Raw genomic sequence first — 19911 nt, forward strand, 5'->3', positions numbered from 1 at the left:
AGCGCGGGGCGCGGCTCAGTTGCCCGACGTGGGCGCGGGCGGCAACGAGGCCGGCACGCTGGATTCGGGTGTCGTGGTCGGCTGCGCTGGCGCCGTCGGGGCCGGCGGCAATGGCGCGGTCGGCGTGCTCTCCAGACCTTCGCCGCGCTGCAGGCGTGCCCGCACCACGCTGTCGATACGACGCAGGATCGAGGCCGACATGTCCTTGCGCAGTTCGTCGGCAAGGATTTCGCGCTCGGTTGCCGTACCGGTGGCATCCACCGGTGGCGACACGTAGTCGCGCGAGAGCTCGATCACCTGCTGCGGCACCAGCACCGAGCCATTGGCGGTGGTGACGGTGAAAATGGCCGCGTAGCGCAGGCTGTATTCCTGTGCACGGCCCTGGCTGTCGATGGCGATCGGCAGATCGCCCCAACGCTCGGACAACACCTGCAACTGCGCAAAGCCGGTCTTGGCATCCTCGTCAGCCAGCGTGGCGCCGGAGGCCTTGAGACCCCGCCGCAACAGCTTGGCCAGCTCGCTGTACTGCACGGCGGACTGCACCTTCACCGCTGGTGTGTCGGGCGGCAACGCCAGCGAATTGCGCAAATGGAAGCCGCAGGCGGTGAGGCTCGAGACGAGCACGAGGGACGCAGCGAAGGCAGTAGGAAATCGAATCATGGGCACAGTCTGGATGAGCGCCCCGGCGGCGGCAACAGGCGGCTAGCCTGCCCGAGACCGCGTGAACGGGGCTTGAGAGGACGCCGCGAAACACTGCGGCGCCCCACGAATGAAAAAACGCGTCGCCACGCGCCAGTGAAACGCATCGTCGGCAACCACTGCCAAAACTCTACCCACGCGTCGTGCGCGCCAGTGAAATGCGGTGTCGAAAACGAAAGCCGTGCCCACGTAAGCCACGCCACGCGCCGACGCGGTGATTTGCCTGAAAACCCAGCAGCACGTCGTCACGCACCGATGGAATGGACGCCCGAGACACCTGGCGCTTCTCACCGATCGGCCTCGCCTTTTTGTGTTGTCGCGCGCCCATGCCATGCATCGCAAGATCCATCGCAGCAGCACATCCGCACATCGCACGCCGGTGCAGTGTGCGGCAGCTGCAACATCACCCATGCGCCTGACTGCGCTGGACGCCCCACCACCGTGCAAGCGCCGTTGCCACGCCGATCCGGCGCACTGCCCGGACCGGCGAAGGCAACCCGCCGGACCAGCACGGCTTAGCCGGCGACGATGTTCACGATCTTGCCCGGCACGATGATGATCTTGCGCACGCTCAGGCCTTCGAGGAACTTGGCGGCGTTCGGCTCGGCCTGCGCCAGCGCTTCGATCTGTTCGCGGGTCGCATCGGCAGCGACGTCGATCGTGCCGCGCAACTTGCCGTTGATCTGCACTGCCAGTGTCAACGCATCGCGCACCAGCGCGCTGGCATCGGCCTGCGGGAACGCCACGTTTTCCAGCAGCGTCTCGCCGCGGCCCAGGACCTGCCACAACGCGTGGCTGGCGTGCGGGGTGATCGGATTGAGCAGCAGCACCATCGCCTCCAGCGCTTCCTGGCGCACCGCGCGGCCCTGTTCGCTGGCGTCGTCGAACTTGGCCAGCGCGTTGGACAATTCCATCACTGCGGCAATGGCGGTGTTGAAGCTGTGGCGGCGGCCGTAGTCGTCGCTGACCTTGCCGATGGTTTCGTGGGTCTTGCGGCGGATCGCTTTCTGCTCGGCGCTCAACGCGGCGACATCCAGCGCGGCCGCCGCGCCCTCACCCACGTGCCTATGCACCTGCACCCACAGCCGGCGCATGAAGCGCGCCATGCCGTCCACGCCGGCCTCGTTCCACTCCAGCGACTGCTCCGGCGGCGCGGCGAACATCGAGAACAGCCGCACGGTGTCGGCGCCGTACTTGGCCACCATCGACTGCGGATCCACGCCGTTGTTCTTGGACTTGGACATCTTCTCGGTGCCGCCGATCTGCACCGGCTGACCGTCGGCGATCAGCACCGCGCCGGTGACGCGGCCCCGCTCGTCGCGCTGGATTTCCACGTCGGCCGGGTTGATCCAGTCCTTGCCGCCGTTGTCGGCATCGCGATAGAAGGTCTCGGCGATGACCATGCCCTGGGTGAGCAGGTTGGTCACCGGCTCGTCGCTGTCCACCAGCCGCGCGTCGCGCATGAGCTTGTGATAGAAGCGGAAGTACATCAGGTGCAGGATCGCGTGCTCGATGCCGCCCACGTACAGGTCGGCCGGCATCCAGTAATTGGCGCGGCGGTCGACCATGTCGCGTGCGTTGGGGCTGGTGTAGCGCGCCACGTACCAGCTCGATTCCATGAAGGTGTCGAAGGTATCGGTCTCGCGCTCGGCCGGGCCGCCGCAGTCCGGGCAGGTGGTCTGGCGCCAGCTCGGGTCGGTCTTGATCGGCGAACCGGTGCCGGAAAATTCCACGTTCTCCGGCAGCACCACCGGCAGTTGGTCTTCCGGCACCGGCACCGCGCCGCACTTGGCGCAATAGATCACCGGAATCGGGCAGCCCCAATAACGCTGACGGCTCACGCCCCAGTCGCGCAGGCGGTAATTGACCCGACGCTGGCCCTGGCCCTTGCGCTCGAAGCGCTCGGCCAGTGCTTCGAAGGCACCGCCGAAATCCAGGCCATCGAACTCGGCCGAATTGATCAGCTCCAGCTCGCGGCTCTTGTCGGTGTACCAATCGCGCCAGTGGGTGGCGTCCCAGGTCTGCTCTTCTTCGTTGCGCGGCTCGCGCAGCTTGACCACCTGCACGATCGGCAGGCCGTACTTGTTGGCGAACTCGAAATCGCGCTGGTCGTGGCCCGGAACGGCCATCACCGCGCCGGTGCCGTAGCCCATCAGCACGAAGTTGGCCACCCACACCGGCACCTGCTCGCCGCTGATCGGGTGGACCGCGGTCAGGCCAGTGGCCATGCCGCGTTTTTCCTGGGTTTCCAGCTCGGCTTCGGAGACGCCGCCATGCTTGAGCGTTTCCAGCAGCGCGGCCAGTTCCGGGTTGGACTTGGCGGCATGCAACGCCAGCGGATGCTCGGCGGCGATCGACACGAAGGTCACGCCCATCAGCGTGTCCGGGCGGGTGGTGAACACGCGCAGCGGGTCCAGCGGTGCGCCGTCGATGTCGCGCACGTCGAACTGGATTTCCAGCCCTTCCGAGCGGCCGATCCAGTTGCGCTGCATGGTCTTGACCGAATCCGGCCAACCATCCAGTTGATCCAGGCCGTCCAGCAGCTCCTGGGCGTAATCGGTGATGCGCAGGAACCACTGCGGGATCTCGCGCTTTTCCACCAGCGCGCCGGAGCGCCAGCCGCGGCCGTCGATGACCTGCTCGTTGGCCAGCACGGTCTGGTCGATCGGGTCCCAGTTCACCACCGCGTTGCGGCGGTAGGCCAGGCCCTTGCGCATCAAGCGGGTGAACATGCGCTGCTCGTGCACGTAATAGTCCGGCGTGCAGGTGGCGAACTCGCGCGACCAGTCGATGGCGTAGCCCAGCGATTTCAGCTGCGCGCGCATGTGCTCGATGTTGGCGTAGGTCCACTTGGCCGGCGCGGTCTTATTCTTGATGGCGGCATTTTCGGCCGGCAACCCGAACGCATCCCAGCCCATCGGCTGCAGCACGTTATGGCCGGTCATGCGCTTGTAGCGGCTGACCACGTCGGAGATGGTGTAGTTGCGCACATGGCCCATGTGCAGCGCCCCGGACGGGTACGGCAGCATCGACAGGCAATAGAACTTGGGTTTCTCCGAGTTCTCGTCGACCTGGAAGGCGCGGGTGGCATCCCAGAACTGCTGGGCGGAGGTTTCGACCTGCTGCGGGTCGTAGACGTTCGGTTCGACGGTGGACATTGGGAGCGGATGCTCGGGCGGTGCAAAGCGGTACAGGGTACCGCAGTGCAGCAGGTGGACCAAACCGTTACCGCAGCGCGGCCGGCTTCGGCGGCCAGATCCAGCCCGCCACCGCCAGCCAGCCGACCCAGGCCAGGAACGCCAGCCGTTGCGCAATGGCCTGGCGCACCAGGCCCGGCGGGCCGAACGCCAGCACTGCCACCAGCAATCCGGCCGCCAGGCTCAACCAGGCCAGCCTGCGGGTCGTGGCATCGTTGAGCAGCGCGGCGGCAATCAACAACATGCCGGGCACGAACGCCACGGCCCACAACAACCAGGCGGTGGCATGGGCCTGGCTGGCACGGCCATCCAGATCGGTGGGATCCAGCGGCAGCATGCCCATGCCCAGGAAGGCCAGGCCGGCCAGCACGATCAACTGTCCGCCCACGCGCAGACTCCAGCTGGCCTTGGGCGGCATGCGCGCCAGCAGGCTGACCCCGGTGGCCATGCCCAGCGCGCCTACCAGCACGAAGGCGACCAGATTGAAGCCCAGCGCATGCGGCACGCCCTGCGCGCCCAACAGCGCCACCGGATGGCTGGCCTGCAGATAGCCCGGCAGCGTGACGCCGAAACCGGCCAGCGCCAGTACGAAAACCGTTGCCGCGATCAGGCCCATGTAGCGCTGCGCGCGCTCGGTGGTTGCCATTGGCTTGCTCCAACACGGGGCGCGACGCGCCGCCAGAACGCGGCATTGTCGTGCCGGTCGGGCGCGGCGTGAACCCCTGACGCTGCCACGGCCATGCGGAAGGCGCCCGAACCGGGCACGTGAGCGCCTCATTGCGGCTGGGCTTGTGTCAGCCGCGTTTGCCACCATTACCTCCCATTGTTGCCGCACTTAACTTCTGGAAGCCCATGTCCGACAAGCCGCATGTATTCGATGCCACCACCGACACCTTCGAGACCGAGGTCCTGCAGAAATCGTTGACGACACCGGTCCTGGTGGACTTCTGGGCCACCTGGTGCGGCCCCTGCAAGTCGCTGACGCCGATCCTGGAAAAGCTGGCCGGCGAGTACAACGGTGCGTTCGAGCTGGGCAAGGTCGACGTGGACAAGGAACAGCAGATCGCTGCGGCGTTCCAGATCCGCTCGGTGCCGACGGTCTTCCTGGTCAAGGGTGGGGAGATCGTCGACGGCTTCCCCGGCGCGATGCCGGAAGGCCAGGTGCGCGAATTCCTGACCCAGCACGGCGTGCTGCCGGCCGAGCCGCAGGTGGCAGAAGACGTGCCGCCGGCGCCGCTCGACCCACAGGCGCAGGCCGCGGCGCTGCGTGAAGCGGTCGCCGCCGAACCGGACAAGGACGAACTCAAGCTGGACCTGGCGCTGGCGCTGCTCAAGACTGGCGACACCGCCGAGGCCGAGCAGTTGATCGATGCCCTGCCCGCCAACCTGGCCACCGACGACCGCGCGGTGCGCGCCAAGGCGCGGCTGAGCTTTGCCAACGTTCTCAAGGACGCCCCGGACGCCGGCACCCTGCAGGCTGCCGTGGATGCCAACAGCGCCGACCTGCGCGCACGGCACCTGCTCGGCGTGCGCCATCTGCTCGACGGCAACGACGAAGCGGCGCTGGAGCAGTTCCTGGAAATGCTGCGGCAGGACCGCAGCTTCGACGACAACCTGCCGCGCCGTAGCCTGATCGATGCCTTCCGCGTGATCGAGGACGAAGATCTGGTCGGCCGCTATCGTCGCAAGATGTCGGCGCTGGTGTTTTAAGCCCCAGCGTTGACGTGCGACACCTGCGCTGAGTTGAGGCGGTCACCCGATCGCCCTGCTCACCGCAGGATGCGCGCCGGGCCTGTGCCCGGCGTGTTGCGTTCGGGGGCCTGCATGGCTTTTTGACCCGGGCCAACGACCATGACGACACCAGCTCGCGGTCGGCAGCAACGGACGGACGCCGTGCCGACCACGCGCAGCCGGCCTACTCCATACGCATGCGAATGTTATGCTGCGCACTTTCCCTCGCCAAGGAAACAGGCCCGTATGCGCGCATCGCTGTTCAAGTTAGGCATCAACCTGTGGCCGCCATTTTTGTTTGCCGGCATCCACGTCACCGTGCTCTCGGCCGACTACCGTTTTGCGCGGGTGGAGCTGCGCCAGCGCCCATGGAATCGCAACTATGTCGGCACCCATTTCGGCGGCAGCCTGTTTGCGATGACCGACCCGTTCTGGATGCTGCTGACCATGCACAACCTGGGCCGCGAATATTACGTGTGGGACAAGGCCGGTAGCATCGAATTCGTCAAGCCCGGGCGCGGCACGGTAACGGCGGATTTCGTCATCGACGACGGCGTGCTGGCGCAATTGCGCCAGGCCACTGCAAACGGCGAGAAACATCTGCGCTGGTTCGAGAACACGGTCTACAACCGCGACGGCGAAGTGGTCGCACATGTCCGCAAGCAGCTCTACGTCAAACGCAAGCCGGTACGCTGAGGATGACGGCAGTGACGCTGCCACGCCAGCCGATACGGCGATGCATGTTTCGCTCGACTCGCCGCCCACGCAACGGATGATGGCAGAGCGAAACAGCTGCACGCCCTCCTGACCAGGTGCTAATGCCGCAGCAGCAAACGCGCAGGCGCTTTGCTATGGGCGCAACGCGAGTGTGGCCACCGCAGCCGCAAGCGTGCCGGCCGTTGCTGCAGTTGTCGCGCAACGCGCATCTGTTTTGTATCAGGCCATGGGCGCATTGACTTGGAACCCGTTGCTCACTGACAAGCCTGCGTTCCGGCATGCAGGTAGCGCCAGGCTGACGCAAGCGCTACGGGCCGCAGCCCTGGCTGCAACTCGTAGCGCGTGCGTTTGGTTATGGCCAGGCGCCGGCGCCTGGGCGGCGCTCAAGGCCTACCCTGTTGCCACTGCTGCAGCGCCTGCTTCTGACGCAAGGCCGCGCCAAGCGCGTGCAATTGCGCAGACAACTCTGCGATCACCGCGCGGCCTTCGCCTTCACCCGCGACGGGGAGATCGGCCAGCCGACCAAGCGCATCGTCGATGGTCGCGATCGAGACCGCTTGCGCAGCCACCTGGTCCCTTAGCTGCTGCAACGCATTGCGCAATCGGTCGACGTCAGCGCTGAGCGGCACGGGCACGCCCGTGCCTTCTTCCATGGCACGCGCCACTTCGCCCTGGGCTGGCGGGGGAAGCAAGCCAAGCACTGTGTCCAGGGGCTGGGCGAGCGTCTGCAAGGTGCGTGAAATCGTTCTATCCTGCTCGGCCGCCGCAATGGCGCGCTCGTGATCCAATCGCGTGGCCTGGGTGGTATTTGTGCCGTTCTTGGCTTTCAGCGCATTCCACACCACATCGTTGAAGAACATCTGCGCTCCTTGCTGCAACACCCATGCTGGAGAATTGTCGGCCTCTCCGGGCAAGCTGCCGCCGCCATACCCTCCTCTCAGCGGGGAAGCGATCAATCTGGTGGCACCCAACGAAGCCATGTTGGCCAACACATTGCCGACCATATGGCGTCCCAGCACATCGCGCAGCGCCGTCGTTGCCGCGTTCGCCGTGCTGAACGCCTGTTTCGCTAATGCCATCGCTTCCTGACCTGTCTGCAACAGATAGCTGGGAAAATGCACCGCATCGGACCACGTGGCAGGAGGTCGTGTCTTGTCCGGCAATGCAAGAGCGAACAGATTCAAGCGCTGATGCCCACCGAGCAAATCGGGAACCGTCATCTGGCCAGTGCGCCCCATTGCCTTGCCGGTGTCCAGCAACGCCTTATGCAAAGCGCCTGCACCACCCACCGCCAGCCCGGCCAGGCCAACTTCGGCAACCGCCGTACGGGTGGAGGGGTCGCCTGAGGTGCGCCGCGCGGCGTTAAAGCCGCCGCTGATGGTCGGCCTGAGCAGCATGGTGTCCAGCGCCGTATCGTCCAGCATGGACTGACGCTGCGCGATTCCTGCCCGACGGTCATAGGCCTGTGCCGTGAGCTCGGCACGGGTCGGCGTACCGTTTTCTCCGGGACGCACGAAGCGCTTGCTTCCCTCAGGGGTGATTTCCAATAGGACCGGCGGCGGGTCCGGCACCAGGATCTTGGGATCGATCGCCTGGAAACGCGGCAGATTGGCGACGCGCGCGCGCCTGTCCATCGATGGAATCAACAGCGTGTCGCAGGCATGCGACCCCATTCCCGAGATCACCCCAGCCAGGGTCGCTGTACTCAAGGGTTCGGAAGCGGGCGGGCGGCTGCTCTGGTAGGCAGTGGCTGCAGAAATGCCGAGCGGCGTCCGCAACGCGCCAACGAAAAACGACCTGAGACTTTCATACGCAATGGGCAGCGACGCTTTCCTGCCGACCGCCTTCATATCCCCGGCAACTTTGTAGGCAGCGTCCGGACCGAACGCCTCAATACGCTCCTGCAAGCGGGCATCGGCCCACTGCACGTATTCCGCCTGCAATGCGAGCTGCTCGTCCGACGGCTCCGCAAACGGGCGATCCTTCAGAACTGCACGCAGTTGCGCCTTCAGGCGTTCGCAAGCGGCGACACAGCGCTGCGCGTAAGCCCCCTGCGTCGCCGAAGAAGAAGCCGCCTGCTGGTTGCCTGGATGCCGCCCAGCGCGATGCTGGCGCTCCGCGCGCTCAGACGCAGCGCGGGAGGATTCACCCGCTTCCGGACGCCACTGCCTGGTTTTGGCGGGGGATAATTCACCCGACGGCAGCGTTGTGGTCTTGCCTGCACGCGCGCGCAAGCGCGGGCTCGGCTCCGCCAGCCCCTTTAGCACCGTCGAACGCGGCGTCTGCGGCTCTGGCACGAATGGTTCGCTTGCGTGCGCGGCACCGGGATTTGCGGACGATCCACTTGGGATGGACGGTGGAGCGCTGTTCTGGCGTTGGAGCTTCATACGACAGCCTCCCTCGCGCTGCCCGCCTGCGTCACCAGCGCATCCAGCACGACACGTGCGACGATCTGCCCCCGCTCGAGAGTGGCTGCCACGTCTTCGGGCGTCTGCGCGAGCAGCAATGGGCAGATGCACAGCAGGCCCAGGTTGGACATCGTCAGCCGCCACCCGTACTCGGTCAGCAGTTGCTCTTGCAGCGCAAGCAGCGTGACGACCTCGTCGCCCTCAAGTTCGCGTGCGGCCAACGGCAGGATGACTTCCGGAAATCCCGACACGCCATCGTTCCGGGGCTGCGCATGCACGCGACACAGCATGCCCGCAGGCCCGAGAACGGTCTCGCCTTCACGCAGGCGCTGCACCAGTGCATCGGTCAGGCCCAGGCGAAGACCAAGACCGGAAAAGAACGAAGCCACCATGGAATCAACATTGATCTGATCGGATGTCATTTGAGGTATCTCACAATGAAAGTGCGAGCTTCATCGCTTGGCTCTGCCTGGGCAGTGTCACTGTCAGCGCCCGGTCACCGCAAAAAAAGCGCGAATCACCGGCGCAACGCACGAAGCGCAAAAGCCTCACGCAAATAGTTCGATCCGCACGCTGGCCTGTTTGCTCAAGTCAGCGATCAAGGCTGTGGTGGCCACAGATTTTTCGGCACCTCAGGCCATGCCCGTCACCAATGACCATCGCCTGGCGCGCCGTCCGGCGCGGCAGTCCTGACGCGCAGCACCATTGGCATGCACCCACGACGACCTGCTCGCCCTGGACGCGCATTTTTGGAAGGTTGCTGACGAGACAGAGACCGGCCGACTGCAGAGTGCCAGTGCATTTGAAAAGACTGCCCTCTGTCACGCTCCACATCCATTGCATACCAGGCGCCGCTTCGGAACCTGATTTGGTTCGCGTACGGCGATAGAAAATCTGCTGGACAGATAGCGGGCATACGCGTCTGGTAGTTCAATTTTCGCGCAGTGCATTCACCACTTCGCCTCCACCAATACCGGCAGGCTCAGGATTGCACCAGGAACTTCGCTACGGGAGGGAGGTTCCACGGCATCTGCGATGCAATCCCATGCGATGCGCACCAATCGTCCGGTACGCACGCAATCTATCTGCCGTATACACGTCAGGAGATGTCCCGATGAAGTCATCCGCATCCGTCGATTCGGCCAGCCGCAGTGCGGGGTCGCACTTGCCTGAGATCCAGGAAACAGAGCTCGCCACTGCCTCCACCTCTGCGGCCGTCACACACCAATCCGCGCCGGACCCCGCACTCAGCCCACTTGGGCGTGCGCCCGTCAGGCGCAGTGGCGCAAACACGCTAGGGGCGCTCCTAGCCAGGCCCGAGCAAGACGCCCAGGCCCTCGTCCCGCAACCGGCAACCTCATCGAATGCAACGAAGGCGACGCTGGCACGGCTTCGTCAGCAGTTGGCTTCGGACGATGCACGCGCAATCGCACCGGACTTGGCGGCCGATCTGATCAGCAGGCTCAGGCCGATGAAATCGCCCGGCACCACGGGTGCGCAGGCACGCGCGGCCACGCATGCGGACCTGGTCAGCCGTATCAGCGAACACGATGTGATCGATTGGTACAAGGCGCAGGGGCTGAACGAAAACGACGTAGCCACGCTGCGGCGCACCGCACTGCTTTCCGGCATGCCCAACCCGAGCGGCAGCTTCCTCACCAATGCCATGCAGTACATCGTCTCGCCGTGGATCAACTATGCGACACGCCAACCGTGGGCCGGCGCAGGGTTCGGTCTGGCCACCATGCTGGTCGCCGCACCTGTGAATGCCGGCCAACAATCGGCGGTTGTCAGCCTGTGCGAGTCGATTCGCGAACACGGCGCACACGTCATCGTGCCGGACAAGAAGCAGATCAACGACAAGCACTGGCTCCCCGAACTGGCACACGCCCTCAAGGAAAAGATCGAAACGTTCGCCAAAGCCTGCGACGTGTTTCGCGAGATTCAGAGTGATCCGAATTCCTCAAGTAAGGAACGCGCGGCGGCAGCCGACGTCTTGCTGGCAGCAGAGAAGGAGCTGCACCAGGCCCAGCATGATTTCGTCATGACCCAGGGCGCACACGATCGCCAGTGGCAGGGCAACCGCTGGCAGGCCGTTCCACGCATCTTGCGTTCGCCGGTGGCCAGCACGCTGGGGCTGCTCAGCAAGACAGGCGCGATGCGTGCGCTGTCGCCGACGGCGCAGACGGTTGGCGCGATGTTGATGACGGCTGCGCAACATGTGGCCGCCGGCTTCGACGAGCAAGCCAAGCAGGAAGCCAACAACAAGCTCAACCTCTTGTACGCCGATGTACTGACCGACGCAGGCAAGCAGAAGCTGGCCAGCGGCGCGGCGGTCAGCGCAGAGGACATCAAGGCCGACAAGCTACGCAGCCTGATCCAGTCGCCCACCCAAGCGCTGGTCAAGCGCGTCACCGCCGGGGTCGCCGAGTTGGAGAAGCTGCTGGCGGATGCAGTGACAGCAGAGGGTACGCAGCCAGGCGCAATCACGGCGGACGACCGCGACATCGAGGCCGGCGACGCCAGCAAGGCGATGCAGGAACTGCGCTTGGTGCGCAACGACCTTGAGGCATTGCGCGAAGGCAGGCTCGACGAAATCGACCCGAACGGCACCGCATCCAAGCTGCTTATCGGCGCCGAGAAGTCCGTGCTGTCGCAGCAGCTGTTCAACGATATCGCCAAGAAGTACAACTATCTCGAGTTCACCGCGCAAACCGCACAGCGCATCGGCCAGATGTTCCATCTGATCTTCCTGGGCAGCGCCGCATCGTCGGTAATCAGCAAACTCGTTTCGGCCTCCCAGGGCGGGACCCGCAATGTTCCGCTCCCGCAAAGCCTGGCGGTCTCGGCGATCTCCGGGGGCATGGCCGCCGTTGGCGCCCTGAACCAGCACACCGCCATCACCATCAAGAACAACCGTCGCGAGGGAAGCACCGACATCGGGCTGGGGAAGCAGCTAGGCCGCGGAGTCCTGGGCGCCATGTATGAAACGTTCTCCCAGCGACGTGGGACCAAGGCCAGCAAGGCCATCAACACCTTGTTGGAGGGCAATGATGTTGAAGCGCTGCTGGCAACGGCAAGAGCGTTGTCTGTGCAGGAGGCAAGCACCTCTTCCAGCCAGCCACAGGATTTGCCATCGACATCCAGGGCGGCACCACCGCGCCGGGAACATGTTTCGGCCCCGAGTAGCCCGAACCGATCGAGGCTGGAACCGACCAACAACGAGATAACGCGGTCCAAGAGCGCTCGGAACTTGGGGACGGAACTGCACGAGTTCGCCCGCATGGCCGGCAAACACTCCAAGCACCTGGTGTGAGGTGATGATCCGGCATGTTGCAGGGCGTCGCTTCCCTGCAACATGGCCGCCGCACCGGACGCTGCCTTGTCCGTTACCGACGTCGATTGACGCGGGGTGTGCTGCTTCCTCGGCAGCCGCGCCGGCAGGCGGATGCCGAAGCGGACTCAGTGCCGGACCAGCGGCGGCATCAGGCCGAAGATGCACGCCGCTGCATCGTTCGCCTCGGCGGTGAACGAAGCGATATCGCTCCTATCCATGTCGGGTCGCCGCCTGTCTGCCAAGGCATTGGTCACCGGCCATCGCGCAGCTGGCGACCGCTGCCCGAGCGCAGACACTACCCGCATGGCTGGCGGATGTGAGCGACATGTGTGCAAAGCGGGCCGCCAGCGGGCGACGCTCACGGCCTGCTCGCTGGGGCATGCGGAGTCTGGGGTTTCCCAACCCACATGGAATGCTTTCATGAAAGCGATCAACGTCATCACTCTGGTGCTTCTCATCGTCGGTGGATTGAACTGGGGGCTGGTCGGCCTGTTCCAGTTCGATCTGGTTGCCGCACTGTTCGGCGGACAGGACGCACTGCTGTCGCGTGTGGTTTACACGCTGGTGGGGTTCTCGGCGCTGTGGCAGCTGGTACCGCTGTTCCGCAACAACCATGGCACTGCCGAGCATCACACCAGCCCGCACGTGCGCAACAATCCGTAACCTCCTGCCCGCGGCAGGTCTAGCATCTGTGCATGACGCCGGCGCACTGCGTCGGCGTCATGCCATGCGATGCATGCTTTGCGTCTGGGCGCGTGGTCGGCAAGAATCGCAGACACCTCCCTGCTGGCTGCCTTCATGCTCCTGCGCACTGTTGCTTCTGCCTGCCTGCTCGCCCTGCTGTTACCCGTAGCCGCCAACGCGGCTTACCGTAGCCCGCAACAGATTCTGGACAGCTCGCCGGCCAGCGCGTGGCGCGTGCTCGATCCGGACCGCACGCTGTACCTGGAGCTGGATGCCGGACGGGTCATCATCGAGTTGGCGCCGCAATTTGCGCCGGAGCACGTCGCCAACATTCGCACGCTGGCGCATGAGCGCTTCTGGGACGGGCTGAGCATCTATCGCTCGCAGGACAATTTCGTGGTGCAGTTCGGCGACCCCGATGGCGAGACGCCGGCCAAGGCCAAATCGCTTGGCTCGGCCAAGACGCATCTGCCGGCCGAATTCGAACGCGCATCGCAGGGCCTGGATTTCCAGCGCCTGCCCGACAGCGATGGCTGGGCGCCGCAGGTGGGCTTTGTCGACGGCTTCCCGGTCGGCCGCGACACGGCCACCGGCAAGACCTGGCTGGCGCACTGCTACGGCACCCTGGGCGCAGGCCGCAACAACGACGAAGACAGCAGCATCGGCGCCGAACTGTACGTGGTCACCGGGCAATCGCCGCGCCAGTTGGATCGCAACATCACCGTGGTCGGGCGTGTGGTCAAGGGCATGGAATTGCTCAGCGTGACGCCGCGCGGCCCCGACCCGATGGGCTTCTACGAAGACCCCGCGCAACGCGCACCGATCCGCGCGATCCGGCTGGCCAGCGAAGTGCCTGCGCCAGAGCGCACGCCACTGCAATTGCTGCGTACCGACAGCCAGACCTTCCGCGATGTGGTCGAGGCGCGCCGCAACCGCAAGGACGATTTCTACAAGCGCCCGGCCGGGCACATCGACCTGTGCAATGTGCCGTTGCCGGTGCGTGTGCCGCCGGCTGGTTGAATCGGAAATCGGAAATCGGGAATCGCAAGAGCGAGCCGCGCCCCGTCAGCGGGCGCGCTGGCTGAAGGCGACGCTGCCGAGGATCAGCACCGCGGCCACCAGCATGGTCCAGGTGAGCGGTTCGCCCAGCAGCGACCATGCCAGCAGCGCGCCGAACACCGGCACCAGATAGGTCACCGTGGACGCACGCGCCGGGCCGATGCGCTGGATCAGGCGGTAGTACATCAAGAACGCCAACCCGGTGCACACCACACCCAACGCGGTGGCGCAGGCCCACGCCACCGCCGGCACCGGCGTGGTCGGCCATTGCCACCAGGCCAAGGGCGCCAGCAAGAGCGCACTGCAACCCAGCGTCGACGCCGCCGACGCAGCAGGCGGCAAATCGCCCATATGGCGCTTCACTAGGTTGTAGCCGATGCCGTACAGCAGCGAGGCAGTTGCACCAGCCAGCGCTGCCGGCCCGACGCTCAAGCCGGCGGATTTGCCGGTGGCCAGCACCAGCACGCCGATAAACCCCACCAGCAAGGCCAGCGCGCGACGCGTGCCGATCCGTTCGCCGAAAAACAGGAAGGCGATCAGCGCGGTAAACAGCACCGTCATCGCATTGCAGATCGCCCCGACTGCCGCCGGTGCGTGTTGCGCGCCCCAGGCGAACAGCAGGAACGGCAACGCCGAGTTGAGCACGCCGATTGCCGCCAGCATGGGCCAGCGCTGTAACGGGAAACGTTCGCGTGCCAGCCACAGGAATGGCAGCAGCACCAACGCACCCAGCGCCAGGCGAATTTCCACCAGCACCACGGTGCCGAACTTGGGCGCGGCCACGCGCATGAACAAAAACGAGCAGCCCCACACCACGCCCAGAAAACCAAGCTCAAGCGGCGTACGCCATTGACGTACCGCAAGCTCGGGCTGCACCGACGATTGGACGCTCATGACCGTGCTCCCGAACCGTGCCATGCGGGGATGAAACGGCAGAAGACGGCAGCAGGCAGACAAAGAGACATGGCACGATCGTCGCGAAGGAATGATGCAGCATCGGTTGCCACCAGGGGCGCGACAAGCGCGTAGTATCGGGGCGAGCCACAAATCTCACTCATGCCTCGATGAATCTGCGCCCTACCTTGTTACCTGCGCTGGGCGTGTTCGCCGCTGCCGCCCGCCACCAGAATTTCGCCCACGCCGCCGAAGAACTGCACCTCACCGCCAGCGCGGTCAGCCACCATGTGCGCAAGCTCGAAGCGCTGCTGGGTGCGACCTTGTTCCAGCGGCTACCGCGTGGCGTCAAACTCACCGCCGAAGGCCGCCAGCTGGCCGATGCGGCCACCGCCGCGCTGGCCGAGATCGCGGCGGTAGCCGGCAACCTGCATCCGCGCGAAGACGCCATTCCACTGCGCGTCACCACGTTGCGCTCGCTGTCGTACTGCTGGTTGTTGCCGCGGCTGCCGCGCTTTTGCCGCGCCTATCCGCATATCCGCATGGACCTGCAATCGGATACGGCCTTTTCGCGTTTCGAAGAAGGCGGCCCGGACCTGGGTATTCGTTATGGCCAAGGCGCCTGGCCCGGACTGACCTCGCATCACCTGATGGACGACGAACTGTTCCCGGTGGCCTCACCGTCGTTGCCGGAAGTGGCTGCCCTGCGCACGCCGGCGCAGATCGCGCAATTACCGCTACTGACCGACATGTCGCCACAGGGGTGGCGCGACTGGTTCCGCGCAGCCCAGGTCCGCGGTACCACCGTGCCGCCGATGCACACCTTCAACGACAGCACCGACGCGATGCGCGCCGCCGTGTATGGCCTGGGCGCGGTGCTGGCGCGCAAGCACATCGCCCAGCCCTACCTGCAGCGTTACGAACTGGTACGCCTGCCCGGCCCCACGCTCAAGGCGCGTTACGCGTACTACATCGTGCACCCCAGCCACCGCGAACTCAGCCCGGCCGCGGCATTGTTCATCGACTGGCTCAAGCGCGAAGCACAGGACGAACGCACCCCGATGCCGGCACTGCCCGCCGAATTGGTGGCGTTGCCGCTGAGCGAAGGCGTACAGGAGCCGCGTGCAAGGCGGCGTTTGCGTAGCGCATCGGCGGCGGAATGAAGTTGCGCGGGTATCTGGCTGTTTGCGTGAAACATTTCGCTGCCCTTCACGCTACGGAAAAGGTGCTCGGCAGGAGTGGATGAGGGTAAGAGCGAAGGCTAGTGGAGTCCGGTGCACTTGCGGCTTCGGCGCGTACCTTCACCTCAAACCCCCGTTCCGCGCGCTTGCGCACCATCGGTGCGCAAGCGGTAGATCGGCGCCCCGCAGGAAAGTGGCTACCAGCACATCCTGAGCGACACTGCATAAATCGCTTGACAGCCATCCCTATCAAGATCATTAATTAGCTAATTCGTTAATTAGCTAACCCCATCCATGTCCATCGACCGCATCTTCGAAGCCCTGGCTTCCCGGCCACGCCGGGAAATCCTGGCCTACCTGTCCGCGCAGGAACTGACTGCCGGGCAGATCGGCGAACGGTTTTCGATGAGCGCGCCAGCCATTTCGCGCCACCTCTCCGTGCTGTCTGCAGCCGGGTTGGTCAGCAGCGAGCGGCGCGGCCAATTCGTGGTGTATCGGCTGACGCCCGACAACATGGTCAATACGCTCAGCGGCTTCGCATTTGAGGTCTGCCCCAAGGCAGGCCCGCTGCAGCGCGAGTCACGCAAGCTGGCCAAAAAAACCCGCTAATCCTCCACTCGACTTCTGCTGCAAGGACATGCCATGGACCACCAACGGATCGTCGCAGACACAAGCTTTCCGCGCGTATCGCTGCCCTCGTACAGCGGCGGCCGCCCGGTCGAGGTGATGCTGATTGCGCAACTGGACCCAGGCGCAGGCGATAGCTTGATCGCGCAGACCGGCGAACGGCAGCGGCACCACCCAGCACACCACGATGCCCTGGACGAACCGTCGGCGCAGCTGTCCGCGCCGGACTTCGGCCATGACGATCGTGCCTCGCTATTTTCGTTTTCGGTCGGGCCGCAGGGGCATCCATTCCACTGCCATGCCGGCAATCGCGTGTTCACCGCAATCACCGGAAGCGGCGGTGCGCAACTGCGCTTTTCCACCGCCTCGGCGCAGCAATTGCGTCAGGACCCGCGGGCCTTCCTGCAGGCGCTGCGCTACGTGGATCTGCCCGGCGATAGCCTGTTTACGGTGCGCTTCGGCGGCGGAACGTGGCACCAGTTCGTGCCTGCGCAAGGGAACGCGGCACACTCGGCGTTCTTTGCGCTGTCCTGCCATCCGGACGAAGCCGGCGGCGACTTGAGCCCCGAGCAGCAAGCCTTGGTCACCCAGGGCACGGCGACCATTGCCAGCTTGACCGAACTGCTGCCGCCCCCTGTCGCGGCGCTGCTGCAGTCCGATGCCTTTCGTGCGGCGGATGTGCCTACCGTTTCGCTGTCGCTGCACGTCAAACCGCAGAGCTGGCAGCAGCGCGCCTGCAGCCGTGCGCGCCGTTGGAGCGGGCGCATCCGCCAGCTGCCGCCGCGCACCCGCCGCCCCGGATTTGTCGCCACCCGCGTGGCACCGCTACGGATCCGCTCGCTGCACGCACTGCCGGCCGATGCATTGCTGCGCGAGCAGTTGAGCGGGCAGGTGCATTTTCAGGACACCCATCAGTTGCGCCTGGACACACGCCAACTGCGCAGCGACAGCCTGCAAGGCCTGATGTGCGACTTGCTGCAGGCATTCGTCGATCAGCCGCCGGGCGGGGTGAGCGGTTTGATGCGCCTGCGCAACCTGATGGTCAAGCCATTGGGACTACGTACCTCGCACCTGGGTTGCCCGGTGTCTTCGTTGCTCGACCCGAGCGCAGCGCAACGTTTTGCCGGGCGCTTCCCGGTGCTGGCACAACGCAGCGACGCCGATGGGCAGCACGTGCAGATCGTGCTGGGCGCCGACGACAAACATCTGCGCTTCCGCTCGTCGGTGGCATTGCGCCGGGTCGGCACGCACGAGATCGAGCTGACCATGGCCACCCGGGTGAGCTGCCGCAACGGGTTTGGCCGTGTCTACATGGCCTGTATCCATCATGCGCATCACCAGTACGTCATGCCCACGATGCTGCGCGCCGCAGTAGGCCGCGTGATGCAGTCCGACCCCGTTACCAGCCAGGCATGGCCGGCACGGCCCGCGTGATGTGAGCAGCGCGCCATCACCTCGTTTTGTCCTGGCGATGCCTAGGCTTGATGTCCCCAATCCACAGGACACTCCCATGCCTACCCTCCGCATGCGCATCACCGGCACCGACGACGACGCGCGTGCCATTGCCAACCTGCTGCAAAGCATCGACGGCATCGAGCACGTGGAAGAAGTGGACGATCTGATGCCGCACCTGGACGACGAAGATTCCAGCTCGGCAGGCCTGTCGGACGACGAAGGTCCGGGCAGCCACGAGTTCGAAGTGGAAGCCGGCAACGAGGCCACCGCGCAGAAGGTCCGCGACGCGGTGCAAGAGCTGGCACTGCAGCTGGACGTGTTTGTGGAATACGAAGTGGACGAAGGTTGAGCCGGGCTCAGCCCTACCTGTGGCGACAGTGCTGCGTTGCTGGATCACACGCGACGCCATGACGCGTCCTGCGTCGCTTGGGCATGCCGCTGCGCGCTCAAGCCGCGTGCGACCGAGCGCTGACAGCGCACGCCGCATGCACTGATCGGTCGGATGACCCCGCAGCTGCACGGCAGTCCCGCGCAGCTGCGGTACATCAGGACATCCGGCGCCGACGTACGCGCCAGCGCCACGCCTGCAACAACAACCAGCCGGCGATCAGTGCAACCGCAGCCACCGGCAGTAGCGCTGCCACTGCGCGGATGACGAACGCCACGCTGCTGGAAAATACCTCGCCGAACTCGGCAGCGGCTTGCGCGATCTCGCCCCTGCCCTGCTCGCCACCGGTACTGCGGAAATTGAGCGTCAGCAACTGCGTGCGCACCCGGCGCTGCTGCTGCGCGGCCTGCTGTTGGGTCTGCTGCGCCTCGGCTTCGATCTCGGCCAGCCGCTTGGACAAGGCCAGCAGATCGGTCACCGCCAGATCGCGGCGCTGCTGCAATTCCAGCAGGCGCGCATGCTCTTTTTGCAGCCGCGCCTGTGCCAGGCCGGTGTCGGCGATCTGCTGGGCCAGATCTTCGGCCCGCGTGCTACGCGCGGCGACATCGCCATGCTGGCCGGCCAACTGCACCATGGGTTCGATCCCTTCTGGTGCTAGCCGTACGCTGACGCGCCCACTGGGATCGCGCCCGCCTTCCTGCTCGACCGCCAGCAAGGCGCAGTCGCCGAACTGCGCGTCCTGGCAGGCAGTGCGTATCGCGGCGATGCGCTGGCCGATCTGGTCGGCAGGCAGCTCGATGCGCACATCGTGCTCGTAGGCCAGGGCATTGCCCTGCGCGGCGGGCGGTGCCGGCGCCGCAGCCCCGCCGTCGGCCGCCATCTCCGCGTGATGCTTCGCACACCCGCACAGCGCCCATCCCAGCAGCATGGCCGTGGCATACCGCTGCATGGCACGGCTCATCGGCTGGCTCCGTCGATTGCATGCACCTGCAGCCCGGCAAGATCCAGCGCCGGCAGGCAACGCACATTGACCGCGACGCCCATTTCGCCGGTCTTGGGGTTGAGGCCCTCGCTGAAGGGCGCGATCCCGCACTGCGTGCAATAGTGGTGATCGATGTGCTGCTGATTGAAACGGTAGCTGCCCACAGCTTCCGGCGCGGCCTGAAGCTGCAGCTGCGTGCGCGCGCCGAACCAGAGCAAACCGCCACGGCGGCGACACAGCGAACAGTTGCAGTCGTAGACCTCGGTGATGGGCGCTTCGGTCTGCAGATCGAACGCGATGCGTCCGCAATGACAGCTACCGGCATAGTGCATGTGATCCTCCTTGGAACAGGCCACCGTGCGGGTGGCAAGCATGATGTTGCGTGTACGCGCCGCCTGGGTAGCGAGGCGGCGCCCGGGAACCGGAGTGTACGAGCGATCGCGCCCGCAACGTGCAGCCGTCGTGTTCACCCGGGCGATTGCGCCGCTGCACGGCCGGCAGGATCGGGGCGCTCACCCACACGTGGTGCGCATCTGTCAGGGCACATGGAGG

Annotated in this window: 17 protein-coding genes; 9 read left to right on the plus strand and 8 right to left on the minus strand. The window is 65.4% G+C overall.

Annotated elements, in window-relative coordinates; all coding sequences use genetic code 11:
• Positions 1-15 precede the first annotated feature (15 nt).
• From ACCQ07_RS13825 to ACCQ07_RS13835, 3 genes are all read right to left on the minus strand, one after another.
• The gene (locus ACCQ07_RS13825) at positions 16-660 is read right to left on the minus strand and encodes an LPS-assembly lipoprotein LptE (RefSeq protein WP_008573172.1); all 645 of its coding nucleotides are present in this window, start codon (positions 658-660) and stop codon (positions 16-18) included.
• Positions 661-1214: 554 nt separating this feature from the next.
• Positions 1215-3857: a leucine--tRNA ligase gene (leuS, locus tag ACCQ07_RS13830; protein WP_218533231.1), complete on the minus strand. Its 2643-nt coding sequence runs from the start codon at positions 3855-3857 to the stop codon at positions 1215-1217.
• A 67-nt stretch (positions 3858-3924) separates the two neighbouring features.
• The gene (locus tag ACCQ07_RS13835; protein WP_008573173.1) at positions 3925-4542 is read right to left on the minus strand and encodes a DUF998 domain-containing protein; all 618 of its coding nucleotides are present in this window, start codon (positions 4540-4542) and stop codon (positions 3925-3927) included.
• Positions 4543-4748: 206 nt separating this feature from the next.
• Between ACCQ07_RS13835 and trxA the strand changes: the two genes are divergently transcribed.
• The gene (trxA, locus tag ACCQ07_RS13840) at positions 4749-5606 is read left to right on the plus strand and encodes a thioredoxin (RefSeq protein WP_014090577.1); all 858 of its coding nucleotides are present in this window, start codon (positions 4749-4751) and stop codon (positions 5604-5606) included.
• A 267-nt stretch (positions 5607-5873) separates the two neighbouring features.
• Positions 5874-6323, plus strand: a complete 450-nt coding sequence (locus ACCQ07_RS13845) for a DUF4442 domain-containing protein (RefSeq protein WP_122272567.1) — start codon at positions 5874-5876, stop codon at positions 6321-6323.
• Between the two features lie 404 nt (positions 6324-6727).
• Here the strand turns inward: ACCQ07_RS13845 and xopF1 are convergent, their stop codons facing one another.
• Positions 6728-8731: a type III secretion system effector XopF1 gene (gene xopF1 / locus ACCQ07_RS13850; RefSeq protein ID WP_228737742.1), complete on the minus strand. Its 2004-nt coding sequence runs from the start codon at positions 8729-8731 to the stop codon at positions 6728-6730.
• Positions 8728-9174, minus strand: coding sequence for an Hpa3 family type III secretion system protein (gene hap3 / locus ACCQ07_RS13855; RefSeq protein WP_031423417.1), 447 nt, complete (start codon positions 9172-9174; stop codon positions 8728-8730). The genes xopF1 and hap3 overlap by 4 nt, the downstream gene beginning before the upstream one ends.
• Positions 9175-9866: 692 nt before the next feature.
• On the opposite strand from hap3, the gene xopN reads away from it, so the two are divergent.
• The 3 genes from xopN (at position 9867) to ACCQ07_RS13870 (ending at position 13793) form a co-directional block, all read left to right on the plus strand.
• Complete coding sequence (xopN, locus tag ACCQ07_RS13860; RefSeq protein ID WP_372364148.1) at positions 9867-12068, plus strand: type III secretion system effector XopN; 2202 nt, start codon at positions 9867-9869, stop codon at positions 12066-12068.
• Positions 12069-12509: 441 nt separating this feature from the next.
• Positions 12510-12752, plus strand: a complete 243-nt coding sequence (locus ACCQ07_RS13865) for a DUF378 domain-containing protein (protein WP_011348011.1) — start codon at positions 12510-12512, stop codon at positions 12750-12752.
• A gap of 69 nt (positions 12753-12821) precedes the next feature.
• Positions 12822-13793, plus strand: coding sequence for a peptidylprolyl isomerase (locus ACCQ07_RS13870; RefSeq protein WP_008573185.1), 972 nt, complete (start codon positions 12822-12824; stop codon positions 13791-13793).
• A 45-nt stretch (positions 13794-13838) separates the two neighbouring features.
• On the opposite strand, the gene ACCQ07_RS13875 is transcribed toward ACCQ07_RS13870, so the two are convergent.
• Positions 13839-14726 (minus strand): DMT family transporter, encoded by an 888-nt coding sequence (locus tag ACCQ07_RS13875; RefSeq protein ID WP_029819802.1) that lies wholly within the window; start codon positions 14724-14726, stop codon positions 13839-13841.
• A gap of 170 nt (positions 14727-14896) precedes the next feature.
• Here ACCQ07_RS13875 and ACCQ07_RS13880 point away from each other — a divergent pair, with 170 nt between their 5' ends.
• The 4 genes from ACCQ07_RS13880 to ACCQ07_RS13895 all read left to right on the plus strand — a co-directional run bounded on the left by ACCQ07_RS13880 (position 14897) and on the right by ACCQ07_RS13895 (position 18338).
• The gene (locus ACCQ07_RS13880) at positions 14897-15889 is read left to right on the plus strand and encodes a LysR substrate-binding domain-containing protein (protein WP_011348013.1); all 993 of its coding nucleotides are present in this window, start codon (positions 14897-14899) and stop codon (positions 15887-15889) included.
• Positions 15890-16201: 312 nt separating this feature from the next.
• The gene (locus ACCQ07_RS13885; RefSeq protein ID WP_011348014.1) at positions 16202-16516 is read left to right on the plus strand and encodes a metalloregulator ArsR/SmtB family transcription factor; all 315 of its coding nucleotides are present in this window, start codon (positions 16202-16204) and stop codon (positions 16514-16516) included.
• 117 nt (positions 16517-16633) lie between these two features.
• Positions 16634-17968: a DUF2867 domain-containing protein gene (locus ACCQ07_RS13890; protein ID WP_372364149.1), complete on the plus strand. Its 1335-nt coding sequence runs from the start codon at positions 16634-16636 to the stop codon at positions 17966-17968.
• A 76-nt stretch (positions 17969-18044) separates the two neighbouring features.
• Positions 18045-18338, plus strand: coding sequence for a hypothetical protein (locus tag ACCQ07_RS13895; RefSeq protein ID WP_005912915.1), 294 nt, complete (start codon positions 18045-18047; stop codon positions 18336-18338).
• A gap of 196 nt (positions 18339-18534) precedes the next feature.
• On the opposite strand, the gene ACCQ07_RS13900 is transcribed toward ACCQ07_RS13895, so the two are convergent.
• Together ACCQ07_RS13900 and ACCQ07_RS13905 are read right to left on the minus strand one after the other, a co-directional pair.
• The gene (locus tag ACCQ07_RS13900) at positions 18535-19338 is read right to left on the minus strand and encodes a DUF4349 domain-containing protein (RefSeq protein WP_008573188.1); all 804 of its coding nucleotides are present in this window, start codon (positions 19336-19338) and stop codon (positions 18535-18537) included.
• Positions 19335-19733, minus strand: coding sequence for a GFA family protein (locus ACCQ07_RS13905; protein ID WP_082429798.1), 399 nt, complete (start codon positions 19731-19733; stop codon positions 19335-19337). Before ACCQ07_RS13905 ends, ACCQ07_RS13900 begins: the two co-directional genes overlap by 4 nt.
• Between the last annotated feature and the right edge of the window lie 178 nt (positions 19734-19911).

This window comes from Xanthomonas sp. NCPPB 3583 (genome assembly GCF_041475715.2).
Classification (GTDB): domain Bacteria; phylum Pseudomonadota; class Gammaproteobacteria; order Xanthomonadales; family Xanthomonadaceae; genus Xanthomonas; species Xanthomonas euvesicatoria.

What these genes read in the sequence shown, in the direction of transcription:
- leuS (WP_218533231.1), bottom strand. Translation starts at nt 3,857, where the DNA reads ATGTCCACCGTCGAACCGAACGTCTACGACCCGCAGCAGGTCGAAACC.
- ACCQ07_RS13835 (WP_008573173.1), bottom strand. Translation starts at nt 4,542, where the DNA reads ATGGCAACCACCGAGCGCGCGCAGCGCTACATGGGCCTGATCGCGGCA.
- ACCQ07_RS13885 (WP_011348014.1), top strand. Translation starts at nt 16,202, where the DNA reads ATGTCCATCGACCGCATCTTCGAAGCCCTGGCTTCCCGGCCACGCCGG.
- ACCQ07_RS13905 (WP_082429798.1), bottom strand. Translation starts at nt 19,733, where the DNA reads ATGCTTGCCACCCGCACGGTGGCCTGTTCCAAGGAGGATCACATGCAC.
- ACCQ07_RS13880 (WP_011348013.1), top strand. Translation starts at nt 14,897, where the DNA reads ATGAATCTGCGCCCTACCTTGTTACCTGCGCTGGGCGTGTTCGCCGCT.
- ACCQ07_RS13900 (WP_008573188.1), bottom strand. Translation starts at nt 19,338, where the DNA reads ATGAGCCGTGCCATGCAGCGGTATGCCACGGCCATGCTGCTGGGATGG.
- ACCQ07_RS13825 (WP_008573172.1), bottom strand. Translation starts at nt 660, where the DNA reads ATGATTCGATTTCCTACTGCCTTCGCTGCGTCCCTCGTGCTCGTCTCG.
- hap3 (WP_031423417.1), bottom strand. Translation starts at nt 9,174, where the DNA reads ATGACATCCGATCAGATCAATGTTGATTCCATGGTGGCTTCGTTCTTT.
- ACCQ07_RS13895 (WP_005912915.1), top strand. Translation starts at nt 18,045, where the DNA reads ATGCCTACCCTCCGCATGCGCATCACCGGCACCGACGACGACGCGCGT.
- ACCQ07_RS13890 (WP_372364149.1), top strand. Translation starts at nt 16,634, where the DNA reads ATGCTGATTGCGCAACTGGACCCAGGCGCAGGCGATAGCTTGATCGCG.
- xopN (WP_372364148.1), top strand. Translation starts at nt 9,867, where the DNA reads ATGAAGTCATCCGCATCCGTCGATTCGGCCAGCCGCAGTGCGGGGTCG.
- ACCQ07_RS13875 (WP_029819802.1), bottom strand. Translation starts at nt 14,726, where the DNA reads ATGAGCGTCCAATCGTCGGTGCAGCCCGAGCTTGCGGTACGTCAATGG.
- ACCQ07_RS13865 (WP_011348011.1), top strand. Translation starts at nt 12,510, where the DNA reads ATGAAAGCGATCAACGTCATCACTCTGGTGCTTCTCATCGTCGGTGGA.
- ACCQ07_RS13870 (WP_008573185.1), top strand. Translation starts at nt 12,822, where the DNA reads ATGCATGCTTTGCGTCTGGGCGCGTGGTCGGCAAGAATCGCAGACACC.
- ACCQ07_RS13845 (WP_122272567.1), top strand. Translation starts at nt 5,874, where the DNA reads ATGCGCGCATCGCTGTTCAAGTTAGGCATCAACCTGTGGCCGCCATTT.
- xopF1 (WP_228737742.1), bottom strand. Translation starts at nt 8,731, where the DNA reads ATGAAGCTCCAACGCCAGAACAGCGCTCCACCGTCCATCCCAAGTGGA.
- trxA (WP_014090577.1), top strand. Translation starts at nt 4,749, where the DNA reads ATGTCCGACAAGCCGCATGTATTCGATGCCACCACCGACACCTTCGAG.